The sequence below is a fragment of the Pseudaeromonas paramecii genome (genome assembly GCF_039540575.1).
GTDB lineage: Bacteria > Pseudomonadota > Gammaproteobacteria > Enterobacterales > Aeromonadaceae > Pseudaeromonas > Pseudaeromonas paramecii.
Genome location: NZ_BAABFC010000006.1, coordinates 55950 through 73695, shown reverse-complemented (window position 1 = coordinate 73695; position 17746 = coordinate 55950). Strand labels below are relative to the sequence as shown.

The window sequence follows — 17746 nt, the reverse complement described above, 5'->3', positions numbered from 1 at the left end:
CGCAGGCGCAGCTCTTCTTCCTACACGGCGGCACTGGGGTCGCCGTAGACGGCCAAGTCCATCTCACCCTCGGACTTGGCCACCACACAGGTCACCATGCAGTCGCCGGTGATGTTCACCGCGGTCCGGGTCATGTCCAGCAGGCGATCCACCCCCATGATGAGGGCGATGCCATCCACCGGCAGGCCAACCTGCTGCAGCACCATGGCCAGGGTGATGAGCCCCACGCCGGGCACGCCGGCAGTGCCGATAGAGGCCAGGGTCGCGGTGGCGATCACCGTCATGAACTGGCCCAGGCTCAGGTCGATGCCGTAGACGTTGGCGATGAACACGGTGGCCACCCCTTGCATGATGGCGGTACCGTCCATGTTGATGGTGGCGCCCAGGGGGATGGTGAAGGAGCTGACGCTGTTGCTGACCCCCATCTTCTTGGTCACCGTCTCCATGGTCACCGGTATGGTGGCGTTGGAGGAAGAGGTGGAGAAACCAAACAGCACCACATCCCGCATCTTGCGCAGGAACAGCATGGGGTTGAGGCCCGACAACAGCTTGAGCAGCACGGGGTAACAAACCAGACCGTGGAGCAGCAGCACCCCCAGCACAACCAGGAAGTAGCTGGCCAGGCTGCTGATGGCCTCGAAGCCCTGGGTGGCGAACAACTTGGCCAACAGGCAGAACACGCCATAGGGGGCGATGTTCATCAAGATGGTCACCAGCTTCATGATCACCACGTTGAGATCATTGAACAGGCCCGCCACCCGCTCCCCGGCCTCGCCGGCGATGGCAATGGCCACCCCCACCAGCAGGGCGAAGACGATGATCTGCAGCATCTTGCCTTCGGCCATGGCCTGGATGGGGTTGCTGGGGAAGAGATCCACCAGCACCTCGGCCAGGCTCGGCGCCTGTTTGGCATCGAAGCTCACCGCCGCGGTCAGGTGCATGCCGGCCCCCGGGCTGAACAGCTGTGCAACAAAGATCGCCAGGGCGACCGCCAGGGCTGTGGTGGCCAGGTAGAGCAGCAGGGTCTTGACGCCCAGACGGCCCAGCCGGCTGGTGTCCTTCAGGGAGCCGCTGCCACAGACCAGGGAGACAAACACCAGGGGCACCACCAGCATCTTGAGGCTGGTGACGAAGATCTGGCCGACGATGTTGAACAGGCCATTGATCAGATAGTCGTTGGCGAAAGGACTGTCGGCATACAGTTGCCGCAGCAGCACCCCCACCAGGATACCGGCGATCATGCCCAGCACGATCCGGATGGTTAACTTGGTTTTATGGGCTTTTTTGACCATATTATCATCTCCATATCTCGCATTTTTCCAGGCGCACAGACTATGGATCTGGCGCCAGATAGCAAGGAATACCTATGCAAATGGTGAAGATGTGAACAATTTGCGGGGTCAATAGCGCCAATAACGGGGTGAGATCACGATGAGGATGGGCAAGATCTCCAGCCGGCCGAACAGCATGGCCAGGTTCATCAGCCATTTGCCTGCGTTGCTCAAGGGGGCAAAGCCCGCCGCCGTGACCCCGTAGCCGATGCCCATGTTGTTGATGCAGGCCGCCGTGGTGCCGATGGCGCTGAGCAAGTCCAGCCCGGTAAGGCTCAGACCCCAGATAAACAGCAGGGTGCAGACCAGATAGATAAATACGAAGGCCGACACAGATTCGAGTATGTCCACCGGAGCCTTCTTGTCCCCCAGCTTCAAGGGCGCCACCGCATAAGGGTGTATGGCTTCCAGGATCTGTTGATGCAGCTGGCGGTAGAGGATCAGCAGACGCATGATCTTGAGCCCACCACAGGTGGAGCCGACGCAGCCGCCAAAGAAGCTGGCCAGCACCAGCACCAGGGCGGTGGGCAATGGCCAGTCCGGGTAGCCCGCCGCCCCCAGGCCGTTGTCGGTCATCATGGAGGCGGCCTGGAAGAAGCCGTGCACCAGGGCCTCCTGCCAGCCAAACTGGCCGGCATGCCACAGCCAGAAACAGGTAAACAGGATGACAGCCGCCGCCAGCACCAAGAAGCCCCGCAGCTCGGAGTTACGCCACAACAGCACCAGACTGCGCCGCCGCAACGCCATGAAGTAGAGGGCAAAGTTGACCGCCGCCAACAGGGAAAACAAGCCGGCCACCAGCTCGATGCGCAGGGAATCAAAGTGCGCCAGGCTATCGCCATAGGTGGAGAACCCGCCCAAGGAGACGGTGGCAATGCCGTGGCACAGGGCGTCGAACCAGCTCATGCCCGCCAGCCAGTAGGCCAGGCAACACAAGAGCCCCAAGCCGGCGTAGACGGACCAGAGGCTGCGGGCCGTGTCGGCCAGACGCGGGGTGATCTTCTCATCCTTGGCGGCGCCGGGGGCCTCGGTCTGGTACAGCTTGGCGCCCCCGGTGCCCATGATGGGCAGCAGGGCTACCGCCAGTATGATGATCCCCAACCCACCACAAAAATTGAGCTGGGCCCGGTAATAGAGGAACGCCTTGGGCGCCCCGTCCACGTCCTTGAGGGCCGAGGCGCCCGTGGTGGTTATGCCGGAGATGGCCTCAAAAAAGGCCGAGGCCAGATCCAGCCCCAGCTCATGACTGAGCAGAAACGGCAAGGCACTGACCGCCGAAAACAGGCACCAGAACAGCACCAGCACCCAGAAGCCATCCCTGTGTTTGAGCCCCACCCTGTGCTGGCGCGTCAATTGACTGCCAATCCCGCCGACGAGGGCCACCAGGCCAAACGTCTGCAGGAAAGGCCAGATGGCCTGCTCGTGAAAGAAGAGCCCGATGAAGACGGGCGGCAGCATGGTGACGCTGTAGAAGAACATCAGGGTGAGGCTAAGATGCAGCCCCAGCATCAGCTGGCGAGTTTGCAGCACGGTTGGCTCCCTGGCAGGCAGATCGGGCAGCAGCTGCCCGGACCGAATCGCCCTCTTATACCCGATCTAGGGTCGTTTGAACCAGATTTTCCAACACATGGAAGTCCGACCGCAGCAGACGCTGACGGATCTGCCCCTGGCAAGGCCCCACCAGACTGTCCAGGGTGTGGCGGCTCAGGGCCGTCACGAAGGCCTCCATGGCTTCCGCCAGCACCCCCTTGAGACGACAGACAGGTAGGAGCGCGCAGCGGGGCTGCTCGCAATCAATCAGCGGTCCTTGCCCCTCCAGCGCCAAGACCACCTCCCCCAGGTTGATGGCCTCCGGTGGCAGGGCCAGACAGATGCCACCGCCCTTGCCACGTCGGGTCAACACCCAGCCCAGGCGCCCCATCAGATGCACTATCTTATTGATATGATTACGGGGTAGATCAAATGCCTGGCACACCTCCTCGATGCTGGCCAACCGCCCGTCTGGCAGCACCGCCAGGTAGATGAGGATCCGTAAGCCATAGTCGGTAAAGCGCGTCAGTTGCATCTGTCATTCCTGGATGAAGTGGGCTCGTTCATCACACCGCCAAAGGTGTCTTGCCATTGCATCTTACCCGTCCGACGCCCGGTTCAACAGCCTGATAACAAAACACCCCGCACCAGGCGGGGTGTTTTGCCCAAGGCGGGCTTACTTGGGCAGGCTGGCCACCCCGTATTGGGCGCCGTAATTGGCCACCACGAAGTCAATGTCCTTGTCGCCACGGCCGGAGAGGTTTACCAGCAGGCTGCCGGTCTCCCCCTGACGGGCCAGCTTAAGGGCATAGGCCAGGGCATGGGCCGACTCGATGGCCGGAATGATGCCCTCCATGCGCGACAGGGTGAAGAAGGCATCGATGGCCTCCTTGTCGTCCACCACCCCGTAGCTGACACGGCCTGCATCCTTGAGGTAGCTGTGCTGCGGACCCACCGCCGGGTAGTCCAGACCGCTGGCCACGGAATAGACCTCCTGGGGCTCACCCTTGGCATCCTTCAACATATAGGACTTGAAGCCGTGCATGATGCCGGGCTCGCCCTTGGTCAGGGTGGCGGCGTGCTCACCGTCCTGCGCCAGGCCGCGCCCGGCCGGCTCCACCCCATGCATCTTGACCTCGGTATCCTCCAAGAAGGCACTGAACAGCCCCATGGCGTTGGAGCCACCGCCCACGCAGGCCACCAGGTTATCCGGCAGCTTACCCGTCATCTGCTGGAACTGCTCCCGGGCTTCCATGCCGATGATGGACTGAAAATCCCGGACCATCATGGGGAAGGGATGGGGTCCCACCACGGAGCCGATGGCGTAGAGCTGGGTCACAGGATCCTGGAGATAGGCGTCAAAGGCCGCGTCCACCGCCTCCTTCAAGGTCTTGCGGCCATGGGTGGCGGGGATCACCCGAGCCCCCAGTATGCCCATGCGCACCACGTTGGGGTGCTCCTTCTTGATGTCCACCTCCCCCATGTAGATGTCACACTCCAGCCCCACCAGGGCCGCGGCGGTGGCCAGCGCCACGCCATGCTGCCCGGCGCCCGTTTCGGCGATCACCTTCTTCTTGCCCATCTTCTTGGCCAGCAGGGCCTCACCCAGACAGTGGTTGATCTTGTGGGCGCCGGTGTGATTGAGATCTTCGCGCTTGAGGTAGATGGGGGCACCAAATTCCGCCGACAGGTTGCGGGCATGAAAGATGGGACTGGGGCGGCCAACGAAGTGCTGATACAGGTGAGTCAGCTCCGCCAGGAAGGCGGGATCCTGCCGGATATCCAGGTAGGCCTGGGTGATCTCATCGATGATGGTCTGCAGCTGAGGTGGCACGAAGCTGCCACCATACTGGCCGAAATAGCCCTGGGCATCGGGTTGGGGAAAATCGAAACGGTTGTGCATGCTCACTCCTGACTGCGGGGATCCGACAAAGCAATCAGGATAAAAATAATCAGTAAATCAATTTGTTACGCATGACACACTTTCACCAAGCGGCTAAACGTAAAAAGCCCCCAATCGGGGGCTTTGCAAAACAATCCGAGTGCGGGGTCTGGCTTACGCCGGGTCGCTGACCTGGCTCAGGGGCGCGGCCTTGGCGTCGGCGCGCCGCTTCACCAAGTAGCCGACCCAGATCAGCAGCAGCCAGCACGGCATCAGGTAGACGGAGATCTGCTCGCCCAGCAGGTAGAGGATCACCAGCATACCGGCCAGGAAGGCCAGACACAGGTAGTTGGCAAAGGGGAACCAGAAAGCCTTGAAGCTGGGCTCCACGCCTTCGGCCTGCTTGGCACGGCGGAACTTGATGTGGGTCAGGCTGATCATGGCCCAGTTGATAACGAGCGCTGCCACCACCAGTGCCATCAAGAGCTTGAAGGCTTCACCGGGCATCACATAGTTAATCACCACACAGATGAGGGTGGTCAGGGCCGACAGGCCGATGGCCACCACGGGCACACCGCGCTTGTCGGTCTTGGCCAGCAGCTTGGGCGCATTACCCTGCTGGGCCAGACCATGCAGCATGCGACTGTTGCAGTAGACGCAGCTGTTGTAGACCGACAGGGCGGCGGTCAGCACCACCACGTTAAGCACGTGCGCCACCGGCGCCTCGCCGATGGAGTTGAAGATCATGACGAACGGGCTGCTATCGGCGGTGATCTGCTGCCAGGGGTAGAGGCACAGCAGCACGGCCAGGGCCCCCACGTAGAAGATCAGGATGCGGTAGATCACCTGGTTCACCGCCTTGGGAATGGTGCGCTTGGGATCGGCGGTTTCTGCCGCCGTGATGCCCACCAGCTCCAAGCCGCCGAAGGAAAACATGATGAGCGCCAACGACATGATGAGACCATGCCAGCCATTGGGCATGAAGCCGCCGTTGTTCCACAGGTTGCTGACGGACGCCTGCTCGCCACCGGTGCCGCTGATGAGCAGCCAGGTGCCAAAGCCAATCATGCCGATGATGGCCACCACCTTGATGATGGCAAACCAGAATTCCAGCTCACCGAACAGCTTGACGTTGGCCAGGTTGATGGCATTGATCACCAGGAAGAAGACGGCGGTGGAGACCCAGGTCGGCACCTCGGGGAACCAGAACTGGATGTACTTACCCACCACGGTCAACTCGGCCATGCTGACCAGCACATACAGCACCCAGTAGTTCCAACCGGACAGGAAGCCGGCAAAGCCGCTCCAGTAGCGATAGGCAAAGTGACTAAAGGATCCGGAGACCGGCTCTTCGGCCACCATCTCACCCAGCTGACGCATGATCAGAAAGGCGATGAAACCGGCCAAGGCATAGCCCAGCAACACGGCAGGACCCGCCATGGCAATGGTGGAGCCAATGGCATAAAACAGGCCGGTACCTATGGCACCGCCCAGGGCAATGAGCTGGACATGACGATTGCTCAACCCGCGGTGGAGCTCGTCAGTCTGGTGTTGTGCGTCCATCAAACTTGTTCCTCAAAATTTACCGATGGCCGGACGGACGGTCCCGGCGCCATCTTAGGCTGACGGCGATCTCCTCCCCCTACCCTCGCCTATCGGGGCAAGTGGACATCGTATCCAGCCTGGGTTCTCCTTCATCTGGCTAAACCGCCGGCTAGAATACCTATCCACAGAGGACTTTTCAGCATCCTTTTTGGGAGCCAGGCCAGATATCTAGTGAATTAGGGCAAGAATTGGTGCCTATTGGGGACATTCCTGTTGGCAACTGCCGACGCTTCGACACAAAAAAGGGCATCCCGCAGGATGCCCTCTGTGATGCTCCCATCTCGATCAGGCTCAGACCCTGACCTTGAGGCAGGAGACGGCATGCTCCTCGCTACCGGAGAGCTGCGGCCGCTGCCGGGCGCACTCGCCATCTGCCAATGGGCAACGGGTACGGAACACGCAGCCGGAAGGCGGATTGATGGGCGATGGCAGATCCCCTTCCAGCAGCTGGATGGTCTTGGTCCGTTCCAGAGCCGGATCAGGAATGGGTACCGCCGACATCAAGGCCTGGGTGTAGGGATGGGACGGATTGGCATACACGGCCTCACCGGTACCCAACTCCACCGCATTGCCCAGGTACATCACCAGCACCCGATCCGAGATGTGCTTGACCACCGACAAGTCGTGGGCGATGAACACCAAGGACAAGCCCATCTCCTTTTGCAGGGACTTGAGCAGGTTCACCACCTGCGCCTGAATGGAGACATCCAGCGCCGAAACCGGCTCATCGCAGATGATGAGCTTGGGTTCCAGGATCAGGGCGCGGGCGATGCCGATGCGCTGGCACTGACCACCGGAGAACTCGTGGGGATAGCGGTTGATGAGATTCGGCAGCAGACCCACCTTCATCATGATGGCCTTGACCCTGTCCATGACCTCCTGCTTGCCCAGCTTGGGATAGAAGGTCTGCAAGGGCTCGGCGATGATGTCACCTATGGTCATCCGCGGATTCAAGGATGCCAGGGGATCCTGGAAGATCATCTGGATTTCCTTGCGCTTCTCCCGCAGCTCACCCGCTGGCAACCGGGTCAGATCCTGGCCCAGCCACACCACCTGACCTTCGGTGGCCTCTACCAGTCCTATGATGGCCCGGGCGAAGGTGGACTTGCCGCAACCGGACTCCCCCACCACCCCCAGGGTTTCCCCTTCATAGAGCTTGATGCTGACCCCATCCACTGCCTTCAGGGAGAAGGGTTTGGCCCAAGGCCAGGCCTTGTCGCTCTTGATCTTGAAATGCACCTTAAGGTTGCTGACATCCAGCAACAGTTTCTTATCACTCATCCGCCTTACGCCTCCCAATCCCAGTGACAGGCACGACGACGGCCATCGCCGAAGTCCTGCAATGCCGGCGCCACCTGGGCGCAGCGCTCATGAACCCGATGACAGCGCTCCTGGAAGGGGCAGCCCACCGGCAGACGCAGCAGGTTTGGTGGATTACCGGGAATGGTGGCCAGCACCTCCCCTTCGGTATCCAGCCGGGGAATGGCCTTGAGCAGCCCTTCGGTATAGGGGTGGGACGGCCGGTAGAAGATGTCGTCCACCTTGCCGTACTCCATGGTCCGACCGGCGTACATCACCAGCACCTTGTCACACAGCCCGGCGATGACCCCCAGGTCGTGGGTGATCATGATGATGGCGGTGTTGAAGTCGCGCTTGAGTTCGTTGAGCAGCACCATGATCTGGGCCTGCACCGTCACATCCAGCGCCGTGGTGGGTTCATCGGCGATCAGCAGCTTGGGGTTGCACAGCAAGGCCATGGCGATCATCACCCGCTGCCGCATGCCACCGGAAAACTCATGGGGGTACATGCCCATCCGCTTGCGCGCCTCGGGGATCTTCACCGCATCCAGCATGCGTACCGAGGCCTCAAACGCCTCGGCCTTGCTCATGCCCTTGTGCAGCATCAGCACTTCCATCAGCTGGGGCCCCACCTTCATGTAGGGGTTCAGCGAGGTCATGGGGTCCTGGAAGATCATGGCGATCTCCTGGGCCCGAATGCGGTTGAGCTCCGGCTGCGGCAGGTTGAGGATTTCCCGGCCATTGAACTTGGCGGAGCCGGTGATGACGCCGTTTTTGGCCAACAGGCCCATCAGGGCGAAGGCGGTCTGGCTCTTGCCGGAGCCGGACTCACCGACGATGCCCATGGTCTCGCCGGCCGCCAGGGAAAAGTTCAGATCGTTGACCGCCACCACGTTGCCGTCCGGGGTCTTAAACTCCACGCGGAGATCCTGTACATCGAGCAATTTCATCCGTCTCTCCTCAGCGGTCCTTGGGATCCAGGGCGTCACGCAGACCGTCACCCAGGAAGTTGAAACAGAACAGGGTTACCACCATGAAGCCGGCCGGGAACAGCAGTTGCCACAGGGCCACCTCCATGGACTTGGATCCCTCGTCCAGCAGGGCGCCCCAGCTGGTCATGGGCTCCTGCACCCCCAGTCCCAGGAAGCTGAGGAAGGATTCAAACAGAATCATCCCAGGCACCAGCAGGGTGGCGTACACCACCACTATGCCCAGCACGTTGGGCACGATATGGCGGGTGATGATCTTCCACTTGGAGACACCACAGACATGGGCCGCCTCGATGAACTCCTTGCTCTTGAGACTCAGGGTCTGGCCACGCACGATCCGCGCCATGTCCAGCCAGCTCACCGCACCGATGGCGATGAAGATGAGCCAGATATTCCGCCCGAAGAAGGTCACCAGCATGATCACGAAGAACATGAAGGGGAAGGCGTAGAGGATCTCCAGGGTCCGCATCATCAGGCGATCCAGACTGCCGCCGACAAACCCGGCGGTGGCCCCGTACAGGGTGCCGATGACCACGGCCACCAGGGCGCCCAAGACGCCGACCATCAGGGAGATACGGCCACCGATCAGGGTGCGGACAAACAGATCCCGCCCCAGGCTGTCGGTACCGAAATAGTGTCCTGACGCCCAATCCGGCGCGCTCTGCATGGCGCCCCAATCGGGATCATCAAAGGTAAAGGGCGCCATCAAGGGACCCAGGATCACCAGCAGGGCGATCACCGTCAGCACCACCATGCTCAGCACGGCGGCACGGTTCTTCAGAAAGCGGCGACGGGCATCCTGCCACAAGGAGCGCCCCTCCACCTCCAGGCTATCGGCAAACTGACTGACCGCCTGTTGCTTTGCTTTGCTTACTACCATGGCTACCTCGGTCAGTATCGGATCTTGGGATCGATGAAGGCGTAGAGAATGTCCACCACCGCATTGAAGGTGATGGTCAGAGCCCCCACCAGTATGGTCAGCCCCAGCACCATGGAGTAATCCCGGTTCAGGGCGCCATTGACAAACAGCTGGCCGATCCCCGGCAGGCCGAAGATGGTTTCTATGACCACGGAGCCGGTAATGATCCCCACGAACGCCGGGCCCAGATAGGAGACCACCGGCAGCATGGCCGGCCGCAGAGCGTGACGCAGAATGATGTAGTGCAGCGGCAGCCCTTTGGCCTTGGCGGTGCGGATGAAGTTGGAGTTCATGGTCTCTATCATGCTGCCACGCATGATACGGGCGATGGCGGAGACGTAGTACATCATCATGCCGATGACCGGCAGTACCATAAACTGCAGCTGGCCGTGCTGCCAGCCTCCCGCCGGTAACCAGCGCAACGAGATGGCGAAGATCAGCACCAGTATGGGCGCCAGCACGAACGAAGGCACCACCACCCCGAACATGGCACTGGACATCAGGCCATAGTCAATCCATGTGTTCTGCCGCAGGGCCGCCAGGGTGCCGAAGCTGACCCCCACCAACACCGCCAGGCAGAACGCAGCCAAACCGATCTTGGCGGAAACCGGCAGCGCCTGCCGCACCAGATCGTTGACCGAAAAATCCTTGTATTTGAACGAGGGGCCCAAATCGCCCTGCAGCAGGTTACCCAGATAGGTCAGGTACTGCTGGTGAACCGGCTTATCCAGTCCGTATTTCGCTTCGATGTTGGCCTTCACCTCAGGCGGCAAACCGCGCTCGCTAGAGAAGGGATTGCCAGGGGCAAAACGCATCATGAAGAAGGAGACGGTGATCAGCACCAGCAAGGTGGGGATCGCCTCCAAGATTCGCTTGAAAATGAATTTTAGCATTATGAGAGTTCCAACCGGTTGCAAGTAGCGCCCGGCAGTGAGCCGGCAAAACAAGCCCGCCATCTGGCGGGCTTGATAGCACAGGCTAGGCCCGACTCTTAGTGGGCCAGAATGTACATATCCTTGGTGTAGAGGTTATCCAAGGGGTTGTTGGGGTAGCCACCGACATAGGGCTTCACCAGACGAGCCGTCACGTACTGATAGATGGGCGCGATGGGCATGTCTTCGGCCAGCAGGCCCTCCGCCTCGGCATACAGCTTGTTGCGGGCCTCGGTATCCATCACGGTACGGCTTTGCGCCATCAGCTCGTCGTACTTGAGATTGGAGTACTTGCCGTCGTTGTTGCCATGGGTGGTCTGTTTGAGATCCAGCATGGAGGAGGCTTCGTTGTAGTCGGCAATCCAGCCGGCACGGGCCACGTCAAACTGGCCACCAGACTTGGTCTCCAGATAGGTCTTCCATTCCTGGTTCACCAGGGCAACATCCACCCCCAGGTTCTTCTTCCACATGGCCGCCACGGCCACGGCCACCTTCTTGTGGTTCTCGCTGGTGTTGTACAGCAGCTCGAACTTCAACGGATGCTGTTCGTCAAAACCGGCGGCCTTGAGCAGCTCCTTGGCCTGGGCGTTGCGCTCGGCCTGGGTCAGCTTGGCCCACGCCGGCTCGGTGGCCACAAAGCCATCCACATACTCCGGCACCAGGGTATAAGCCGGCTTCTGGCCTTGCCCCATGACGGAGTCGGCGATCACGTTACGATCGATGGCAAAGGACAGGGCCTTGCGCACACGAACGTCATCAAACGGAGCCTTCTTGCAGTTGAACTCGTAGTAGTAGGTACCGACATAACCGGTGACCCGAACATCCTGCGGGTGTTCTTTCTGCAGACGCTTGAACTGCTCGATGGGAGTTTCGTAGGTCATGTCCACTTCACCGGCCAGGTAGCGGTTCATGTCCGCATTCTGGGATTGGATCGGCAGATAGGTGACCTTGTTGATGTGGGTATGAGCATCGTCCCAGTAGGTCTTGCTACGCTCCAGCACGATACGCTCGTTCACCACCCACTCCTTCAGGGTGTAGGCGCCGTTGGTCACCATGTTGCCCGGGCGGGTCCACTGGTCACCAAACTGCTCGATCACCTTCTGGTTTTCCGGATAGGTGGTGGTGTGCGCCAGCATGCTGACGAAGTAAGGCACCGACTTCTCCAGCGTGATCTCCAGAGTATGGTCATCGATGGCCTTGATGCCCAACTCCTCAGGCGCCTTCTTACCGGCAATGATGTCGGTGGCGTTGACTATGGTGGGGATTTCCAGATACCAGGAATAGGGCGAGGCGGTCTTGGGATCCACCACGCGACGGAACGCATAGACGAAATCACCGGCGGTCACGGGATCGCCATTGGACCACTTGGCGTCCTTGCGCAGATGGAAGGTATAGACCTTGTTATCCGGGGTATCCCAGGACTCGGCGACGGCAGGACGTACCTCACCGTTGGGGCCAGAAGTCACCAGGCCTTCGAACAGATCGCGTTGAATATTGGATTCCGGTACACCTTCGGTCTTCGCCGGGTCCAGGGTGGCCGGCTCGGTACCGTTGCCCTTCACCAGCTCCTGTACCGCGGCCAGGGCCGGGGTGGCATCCCCCTTGGCTTCCGGTGCGGCAGTTTCCTGCTTGGCCGGTGCGGCGGCAGTCTCGCTGGTTTGCTGGGGCTTGTCGCAGCCGAACAGGGCGAAGGCAGAGGCCACAGTCACGGCAAGCAATTTTTTATTATGGGTCATGTCCTTACTCCGAATGAGAAGATTCCTTGGTTTGAAGCATCACAGGTCAGACCTGGTCCGCCTGCGTTCAAACGTCTGAATAATTCCCTTCTCATCGTAATAATTCAACATATTTTGTTGTGAAATCCCCCACTAGCATTCTATTTACGAATGAAGCCCGCAATTTGACAGAAGATATGAAACACAACGGCGCAGAGGCACCATATTAAAGCTAGCAATGCGCCAAAATGGTGCCTTCAGGATGGCGGATGGGCTCAGGTCAAGGCCGGAAACATATGCTTAAGACCCGCCACGATAATCTCGATGCCCAGCGACATCATGATGAGCCCCATGATACGGGTGACCACATTGACCCCTGTCTTGCCCATGATGCGAAACAGCAAGGAGGCCGACCGGAAGATGCCCCAGGAGCACAGGGCGAAGATCACCACCACCAGGGCCAAGCCCAATAGCTCGGTGGGGCTACGATGTTGACTGGCATAGACGATGGTGGAGCTGATGGCGCCGGGACCCGCCATCAGCGGTAATGCCAAGGGCACCACGGCGATGGACTCCTTGGCCTCAAACTCTCCCTTTTCTTCCTTGTTGTGCCGCACCTCCCCCAGTTTGCCTTGCAACATGGACCAAGCAATCAGGGTGATCAGTGCGCCACCGGCGATGCGAAACGAGGCGATGGAGATACCGAAAATATCCAGAATGACCTGACCGAACAGCATGGAGACCCAAAGGATCACCATCACCGCCAGATTGGCGGTGGTATTGGTCTTCATCCGCTCCTGGGCTGTCTGCTGGCTGGTCAGGCTGACGAACACCGGCAGCAAGCCCAGCGGATTGATGATGGCCATCAAACCGATAAAAAATTTCAAATAGACGGGCAACACATCCAGCATGGCGCCAATATCCTCAATTTTGGAGAAAGTTGACTACAGAGTAGTCAATAAATGACGGCAAAAGATACGCGCTCAGTTGCCGGTTGACCAACGAGATTTAGTAATATCTCCCCAGCTTCTGATTAGTTATTTTTATCCGCCGCTGGCCGCCCTGGCCTGCTCGACTTACGGTTAACTTCGCCATAGATGGTTGATTACCCTGCTAATACCCGATTCGCCAGCTAGCGCCCCCACAGCAAGGTAAGCCGATAGGCCATGCCATGCGTAACGAGACGTCAGCTTTCCCACACCCTAAGAATGGGTTTTATGGCATGAAGCTGGCTAGAAAAAACCATGTGGAAACCGTAAGTTGCCGATTCCCGGCACCCGAAAAACCATGGCTTTATTGCAGGATTTACGACATGAAAAGATTTTTCTTTTGTCATTTTACAACAATTGATGCAAATCAAATTTCTCCGGTCTACCAACTCCTATAATCGCCGTGAAAGTTGTTTCCTAAGCACAAGAGAACATAAGGAAAGCGCTTTGAGTCCCGCTGGACTATACTGCGCAGACTTCATTGCTCCGCCTTGTTTTCTTGCAACACCTTAGTAAACAGTTTTCAAAACTCAGTAGGAGAAAGATATGGCAGTTACAAATCTTGCCGAATTGGATGATCTGGTTGCGCGCGTCAAGGCCGCACAGCGTGTGTTTGCTACCTACTCTCAAGAGCAAGTAGACAAAATCTTCCGCGCTGCTGCCCTGGCTGCCAACAATGCTCGTATTCCCCTGGCCCAAATGGCCGTTGAGGAATCAGGCATGGGTATCATCGAAGATAAGGTTATCAAGAACCACTTTGCCTCCGAGTACATCTACAACAAGTACAAGGACGAGAAGACCTGTGGCATTCTGAGTGAAGACGATGAGTTCGGTACCGTCACCATCGCCGAACCTGTGGGTATCATCTGTGGTATCGTTCCGACCACCAACCCCACCTCCACCGCCATCTTCAAGTCTTTGATTGCTCTGAAGACTCGCAACGCCATCATCTTCTCCCCGCACCCCCGTGCCAAGAACTCCACCAATACCGCTGCCAAGTTGGTACTGGACGCGGCCATCGAAGCGGGTGCACCGGCTGACATCATCGGTTGGATCGACCAACCGTCTGTTGAGCTGTCCAACGCGCTGATGAAGCACAACGACATCAACCTGATCCTGGCCACCGGTGGCCCCGGCATGGTGAAGGCTGCTTACTCTTCTGGTAAGCCGGCTATCGGTGTTGGCGCCGGTAACGTGCCTGTTGTTATCGACGAAACCGCTGATGTGAAGCGTGCCGTTGCCTCTATCCTGATGTCCAAGACCTTCGATAACGGTGTGGTTTGTGCTTCTGAGCAAGCCGTCATCGTGGTTGATGCCATCTACGACCAGGTCAAGGAACGTTTTGCTTCCCACAAGGGCTATGTTCTGTCCAAGGAAGAAGCTGACAAGGTTCGTAAGGTTATCCTGATCAACGGCGCCATGAATGCCGCCATCGTGGGTCAGCCCGCCACCAAGATCGCCGAAATGTCTGGCGTCAAGGTTCCTGCTGACACCAAGATCCTGATCGGTGAAGGCGTGAAGATCTGTGAAGAAGAAGAGTTCGCTCACGAGAAGCTCTCTCCGACTCTGGGCATGTTCCGCGCCAAGAACTTCGAAGAAGCCGTCGACATGGCTTGTGACATGGTCAACCTGGGTGGTATCGGTCACACCTCCGGCCTGTACACCGACCAAGACTTGAACGCCGATCGCGTCAAGTACTTCGGTGACAAGATGAAGACCGCTCGTATCCTGATCAACACCCCCACCACCCACGGTGGTATCGGTGACCTGTACAACTTCGCAATGGCTCCTTCCCTGACTCTGGGTTGTGGTTCATGGGGTGGTAACTCCATCTCCGAAAACGTTGGTCCGAAGCACTTGATCAACAAGAAGATGGTCGCTAAACGGGCTGAAAATATGCTGTGGCACAAACTTCCGAAATCTATCTACTTCCGTCGTGGTTCTCTGCCCATCGCTCTGAGCGATCTGGAAGGCAAGAAGCGCGCCATGGTGGTCACCGACCGCTTCCTGTTCAACAACGGTTATGCCGATGAGCTGGTTCGCCTGCTGAAGGGCATGTCCATGGAAGTGGAAGTGTTCTACGAAGTAGAAGCTGACCCGACGCTGTCCATCGTCCGCAAGGGCGCCGAGATGGCCAACTCCTTCAAGCCGGACGTCATCCTGGCGCTGGGTGGTGGTTCACCGATGGACGCCGCCAAGATCATGTGGGTAATGTACGAGCATCCGAACACCGCCTTCGAAGATCTGGCCATGCGCTTCATGGACATCCGTAAGCGTATCTACAAGTTCCCGAAGATGGGTCAAAAGGCCGAGCTGGTGTGTATCACCACCACTTCCGGTACCGGTTCTGAAGTGACTCCGTTTGCGGTAGTCACCGATGATGCCACCGGCGTCAAGTACCCGCTGGCTGACTACGAGCTGACCCCGAACATGGCCATCGTTGACGCCAACCTGGTTGCCAACATGCCCAAGTCCCTGTGTGCCTTCGGTGGTGTTGACGCCGTGACTCACGCCATGGAAGCCTATGTATCCGTTATCGCTAACGAATACTCTGACGGCCAAGCGCTGCAAGCCCTGAAGATGCTGAAGGAATACCTGCCTTCCAGCTACAAGAACGGCAAGGCTGACATGGTGGCTCGCGAGAAGGTTCACAACGCCGCTACCATCGCCGGTATCGCGTTTGCCAACGCCTTCCTGGGTGTGTGCCACTCCATGGCCCACAAGCTGGGTGCCGAGTTCCACATTCCGCACGGTCTGGCTAACGCCCTGCTGATCAGCAACGTGATCCGTTACAACGCTAACGACAACCCGACCAAGCAGACTGCGTTCTCTCAATACGACCGTCCGCAAGCTCGTCGTCGTTATGCCGAAGTCGCTGACCACCTGGGTCTGACTGCTGCCGGCGACCGCACCGCCGCCAAGATCGAGAAGCTGCTGGCCTGGCTGGACGGCCTGAAGAAGGAACTGGACATCCCCATGTCCATCCGTGAAGCAGGCGTACCGGAAGAGAAGTTCCTGGCCAAGGTGGATGCCCTGTCCGTCGAAGCCTTCGATGACCAGTGCACCGGCGCCAACCCGCGCTACCCGCTGATCAGCGAACTGAAGCAGGTTCTGCTCGACTCCTACTACGGCCGTCCTTATGTTGAAGGCGCTGTGGTAGAAGCCAAGGAAGAGAAGAAAGAAGAAGGCAAGAAGAAGAAGTAAGCTTCTGCCTGAGTAAATAAGAAGGTCCGCACAGGTTGCGGACCTTTTTTTTGCTGTTCTGCCAAGGGTTTGCTAATTTTGCTGAACGATCAGGAGAGTTTGAATGCCCGATATCAGCATCGCCGTAACCGACCTGCGCATAGGCCACTTCGTCAAGTTGCCAGGCAGCTGGAAAGATCATCCCTTCTTATTTAGCTCCTTTCGCATCAAGGACGAGGAGCAGCTGCAGATCATTCGCAATCTGGGCCTGGCTCAGGTGACCATAGACCCCTACCGCAGCACGGGCAACATTCCCGAGCCTGTCACTGGTGAGGTGGTCAGCGCGACGCCAAGTGAGGACGTTGCCCCCGCCCCTGCCGCCCCCGCAGATCCCATCCGTCAGCAACAACAGGATCTGCGCCGCTCCATGCGCTTTGCCGACCGGCAATTTAGCAATGCATTGAGTCCGCTACGGGAGTCCCTGGGGCAGCTCAACCTCAAGCCCGATGAGGGGCTGGCCACGGTCGCCCAACTTATTCGCACCGCCGCTGCTCACCTCACCCAGACCGAGGAGCCCATCGGCTTACAGCTGGTTCGCTCGGTACAACAAGGCGACGTACTCTTGTTGCACAGCCTCAACACAGCCTACATCGCCATGCTGATGGCCCGGGAGGCTGGCTGGTCGCCATTGGAGATTGAAAACGCCGGACTGGCCGCCTTGGTCCATGACATTGGTGAGTTAAAGATCCCGACGCAGATCAGTCGAAAGCGGGTGGAACTGACCAAGTCAGAGATCAACTTCATGCGCATGCATGTGCAGTATGGTTTCGATCAGCTCAGCCAACTCAAGGCCTTCAGCCCAGAAATCCGTCAGGCGGTATTGCAACACCAGGAACGGCTGGATGGTTCCGGCTACCCGAATGGTCTCAAGGGAGAACAGATAGGTGCCCTCGCCCGCCTGATCTCCGTCGCCGATTATTACGAAGAGCAGCTGCATCCCAGATCAGCAACCCGCCCAGGCCAGCCAAATCAGGTCGTCGCCAGTCTGTTCAAGAAGGCGGACATCTGGTTTGACGGTGGCTATATCAAGCTGCTTATCAAGGTGCTGGGCATCTATCCTCCCGGCAGTCTGGTGCGCCTGAGCGATGATACCCTGGCGCTGGTGATGGCCAGCGATCCCCAGACGCCACTCAAACCCATAGTCCTGCCCTATGAAAGAGGCCGAGTCAGCGAAGGCGTGGATCTGATCCCACTACAGCAGGATGAACGCCAGATCAGTGGCTTGTGCAAGCTTGAAGAGCTGAGCCAGGCCCAGCATGACTTCTTCAACCTCGGTAAGCACTTCTGCTACTACTACACCAGCTGAACCGCT

The 17746-nt window shown here is 58.8% G+C and carries 13 protein-coding genes; 2 read left to right on the top strand and 11 right to left on the bottom strand.

Translation table 11 applies throughout. The features are described 5' to 3' along the window. Positions 1-20: 20 nt before the first annotated feature. The 11 genes from ABD847_RS04410 to ABD847_RS04360 all read right to left on the bottom strand — a co-directional run bounded on the left by ABD847_RS04410 (position 21) and on the right by ABD847_RS04360 (position 13113). A complete protein-coding gene (locus tag ABD847_RS04410; RefSeq protein ID WP_345010459.1) occupies positions 21-1292 on the bottom strand; it encodes a dicarboxylate/amino acid:cation symporter in 1272 nt (423 codons plus the stop codon). A gap of 108 nt (positions 1293-1400) precedes the next feature. Beyond that, on the bottom strand, positions 1401-2861 hold the full coding sequence (locus ABD847_RS04405) for a TrkH family potassium uptake protein (RefSeq protein WP_345010457.1): 1461 nt from the start codon (positions 2859-2861) through the stop codon (positions 1401-1403). A 55-nt stretch (positions 2862-2916) separates the two neighbouring features. Continuing rightward, positions 2917-3396 carry an Rrf2 family transcriptional regulator gene (locus ABD847_RS04400; protein WP_345010455.1) on the bottom strand — a complete coding sequence of 160 codons (480 nt, stop codon included), beginning with the start codon at positions 3394-3396 and terminating at the stop codon, positions 2917-2919. Between the two features lie 141 nt (positions 3397-3537). Then, complete coding sequence (gene trpB / locus ABD847_RS04395; RefSeq protein WP_345010453.1) at positions 3538-4764, bottom strand: tryptophan synthase subunit beta; 1227 nt, start codon at positions 4762-4764, stop codon at positions 3538-3540. Between the two features lie 153 nt (positions 4765-4917). Continuing rightward, positions 4918-6306 carry an amino acid permease gene (locus tag ABD847_RS04390; protein WP_345010451.1) on the bottom strand — a complete coding sequence of 463 codons (1389 nt, stop codon included), beginning with the start codon at positions 6304-6306 and terminating at the stop codon, positions 4918-4920. 333 nt (positions 6307-6639) lie between these two features. Then, positions 6640-7629, bottom strand: a complete 990-nt coding sequence (gene oppF, locus ABD847_RS04385) for a murein tripeptide/oligopeptide ABC transporter ATP binding protein OppF (protein ID WP_345010449.1) — start codon at positions 7627-7629, stop codon at positions 6640-6642. Between the two features lie 5 nt (positions 7630-7634). After that, on the bottom strand, positions 7635-8597 hold the full coding sequence (gene oppD / locus ABD847_RS04380) for an ABC transporter ATP-binding protein (protein WP_345010447.1): 963 nt from the start codon (positions 8595-8597) through the stop codon (positions 7635-7637). A 10-nt stretch (positions 8598-8607) separates the two neighbouring features. Then, positions 8608-9516 (bottom strand): oligopeptide ABC transporter permease OppC, encoded by a 909-nt coding sequence (gene oppC, locus ABD847_RS04375; protein ID WP_345010445.1) that lies wholly within the window; start codon positions 9514-9516, stop codon positions 8608-8610. 11 nt (positions 9517-9527) lie between these two features. After that, positions 9528-10448: an oligopeptide ABC transporter permease OppB gene (gene oppB, locus ABD847_RS04370; RefSeq protein WP_345010443.1), complete on the bottom strand. Its 921-nt coding sequence runs from the start codon at positions 10446-10448 to the stop codon at positions 9528-9530. A 98-nt stretch (positions 10449-10546) separates the two neighbouring features. Further along, positions 10547-12223 carry an ABC transporter substrate-binding protein gene (locus ABD847_RS04365; RefSeq protein WP_345010442.1) on the bottom strand — a complete coding sequence of 559 codons (1677 nt, stop codon included), beginning with the start codon at positions 12221-12223 and terminating at the stop codon, positions 10547-10549. A gap of 254 nt (positions 12224-12477) precedes the next feature. Beyond that, on the bottom strand, positions 12478-13113 hold the full coding sequence (locus ABD847_RS04360) for a YchE family NAAT transporter (RefSeq protein ID WP_345010441.1): 636 nt from the start codon (positions 13111-13113) through the stop codon (positions 12478-12480). 624 nt (positions 13114-13737) lie between these two features. On the opposite strand from ABD847_RS04360, the gene adhE reads away from it, so the two are divergent. Both adhE and ABD847_RS04350 read left to right on the top strand, forming a co-directional pair. Next, positions 13738-16395: a bifunctional acetaldehyde-CoA/alcohol dehydrogenase gene (adhE, locus tag ABD847_RS04355; RefSeq protein ID WP_345010439.1), complete on the top strand. Its 2658-nt coding sequence runs from the start codon at positions 13738-13740 to the stop codon at positions 16393-16395. Between the two features lie 103 nt (positions 16396-16498). Continuing rightward, positions 16499-17740 carry a cyclic di-GMP phosphodiesterase gene (locus ABD847_RS04350; RefSeq protein WP_345010437.1) on the top strand — a complete coding sequence of 414 codons (1242 nt, stop codon included), beginning with the start codon at positions 16499-16501 and terminating at the stop codon, positions 17738-17740. The last annotated feature ends 6 nt before the right edge of the window (positions 17741-17746 follow it).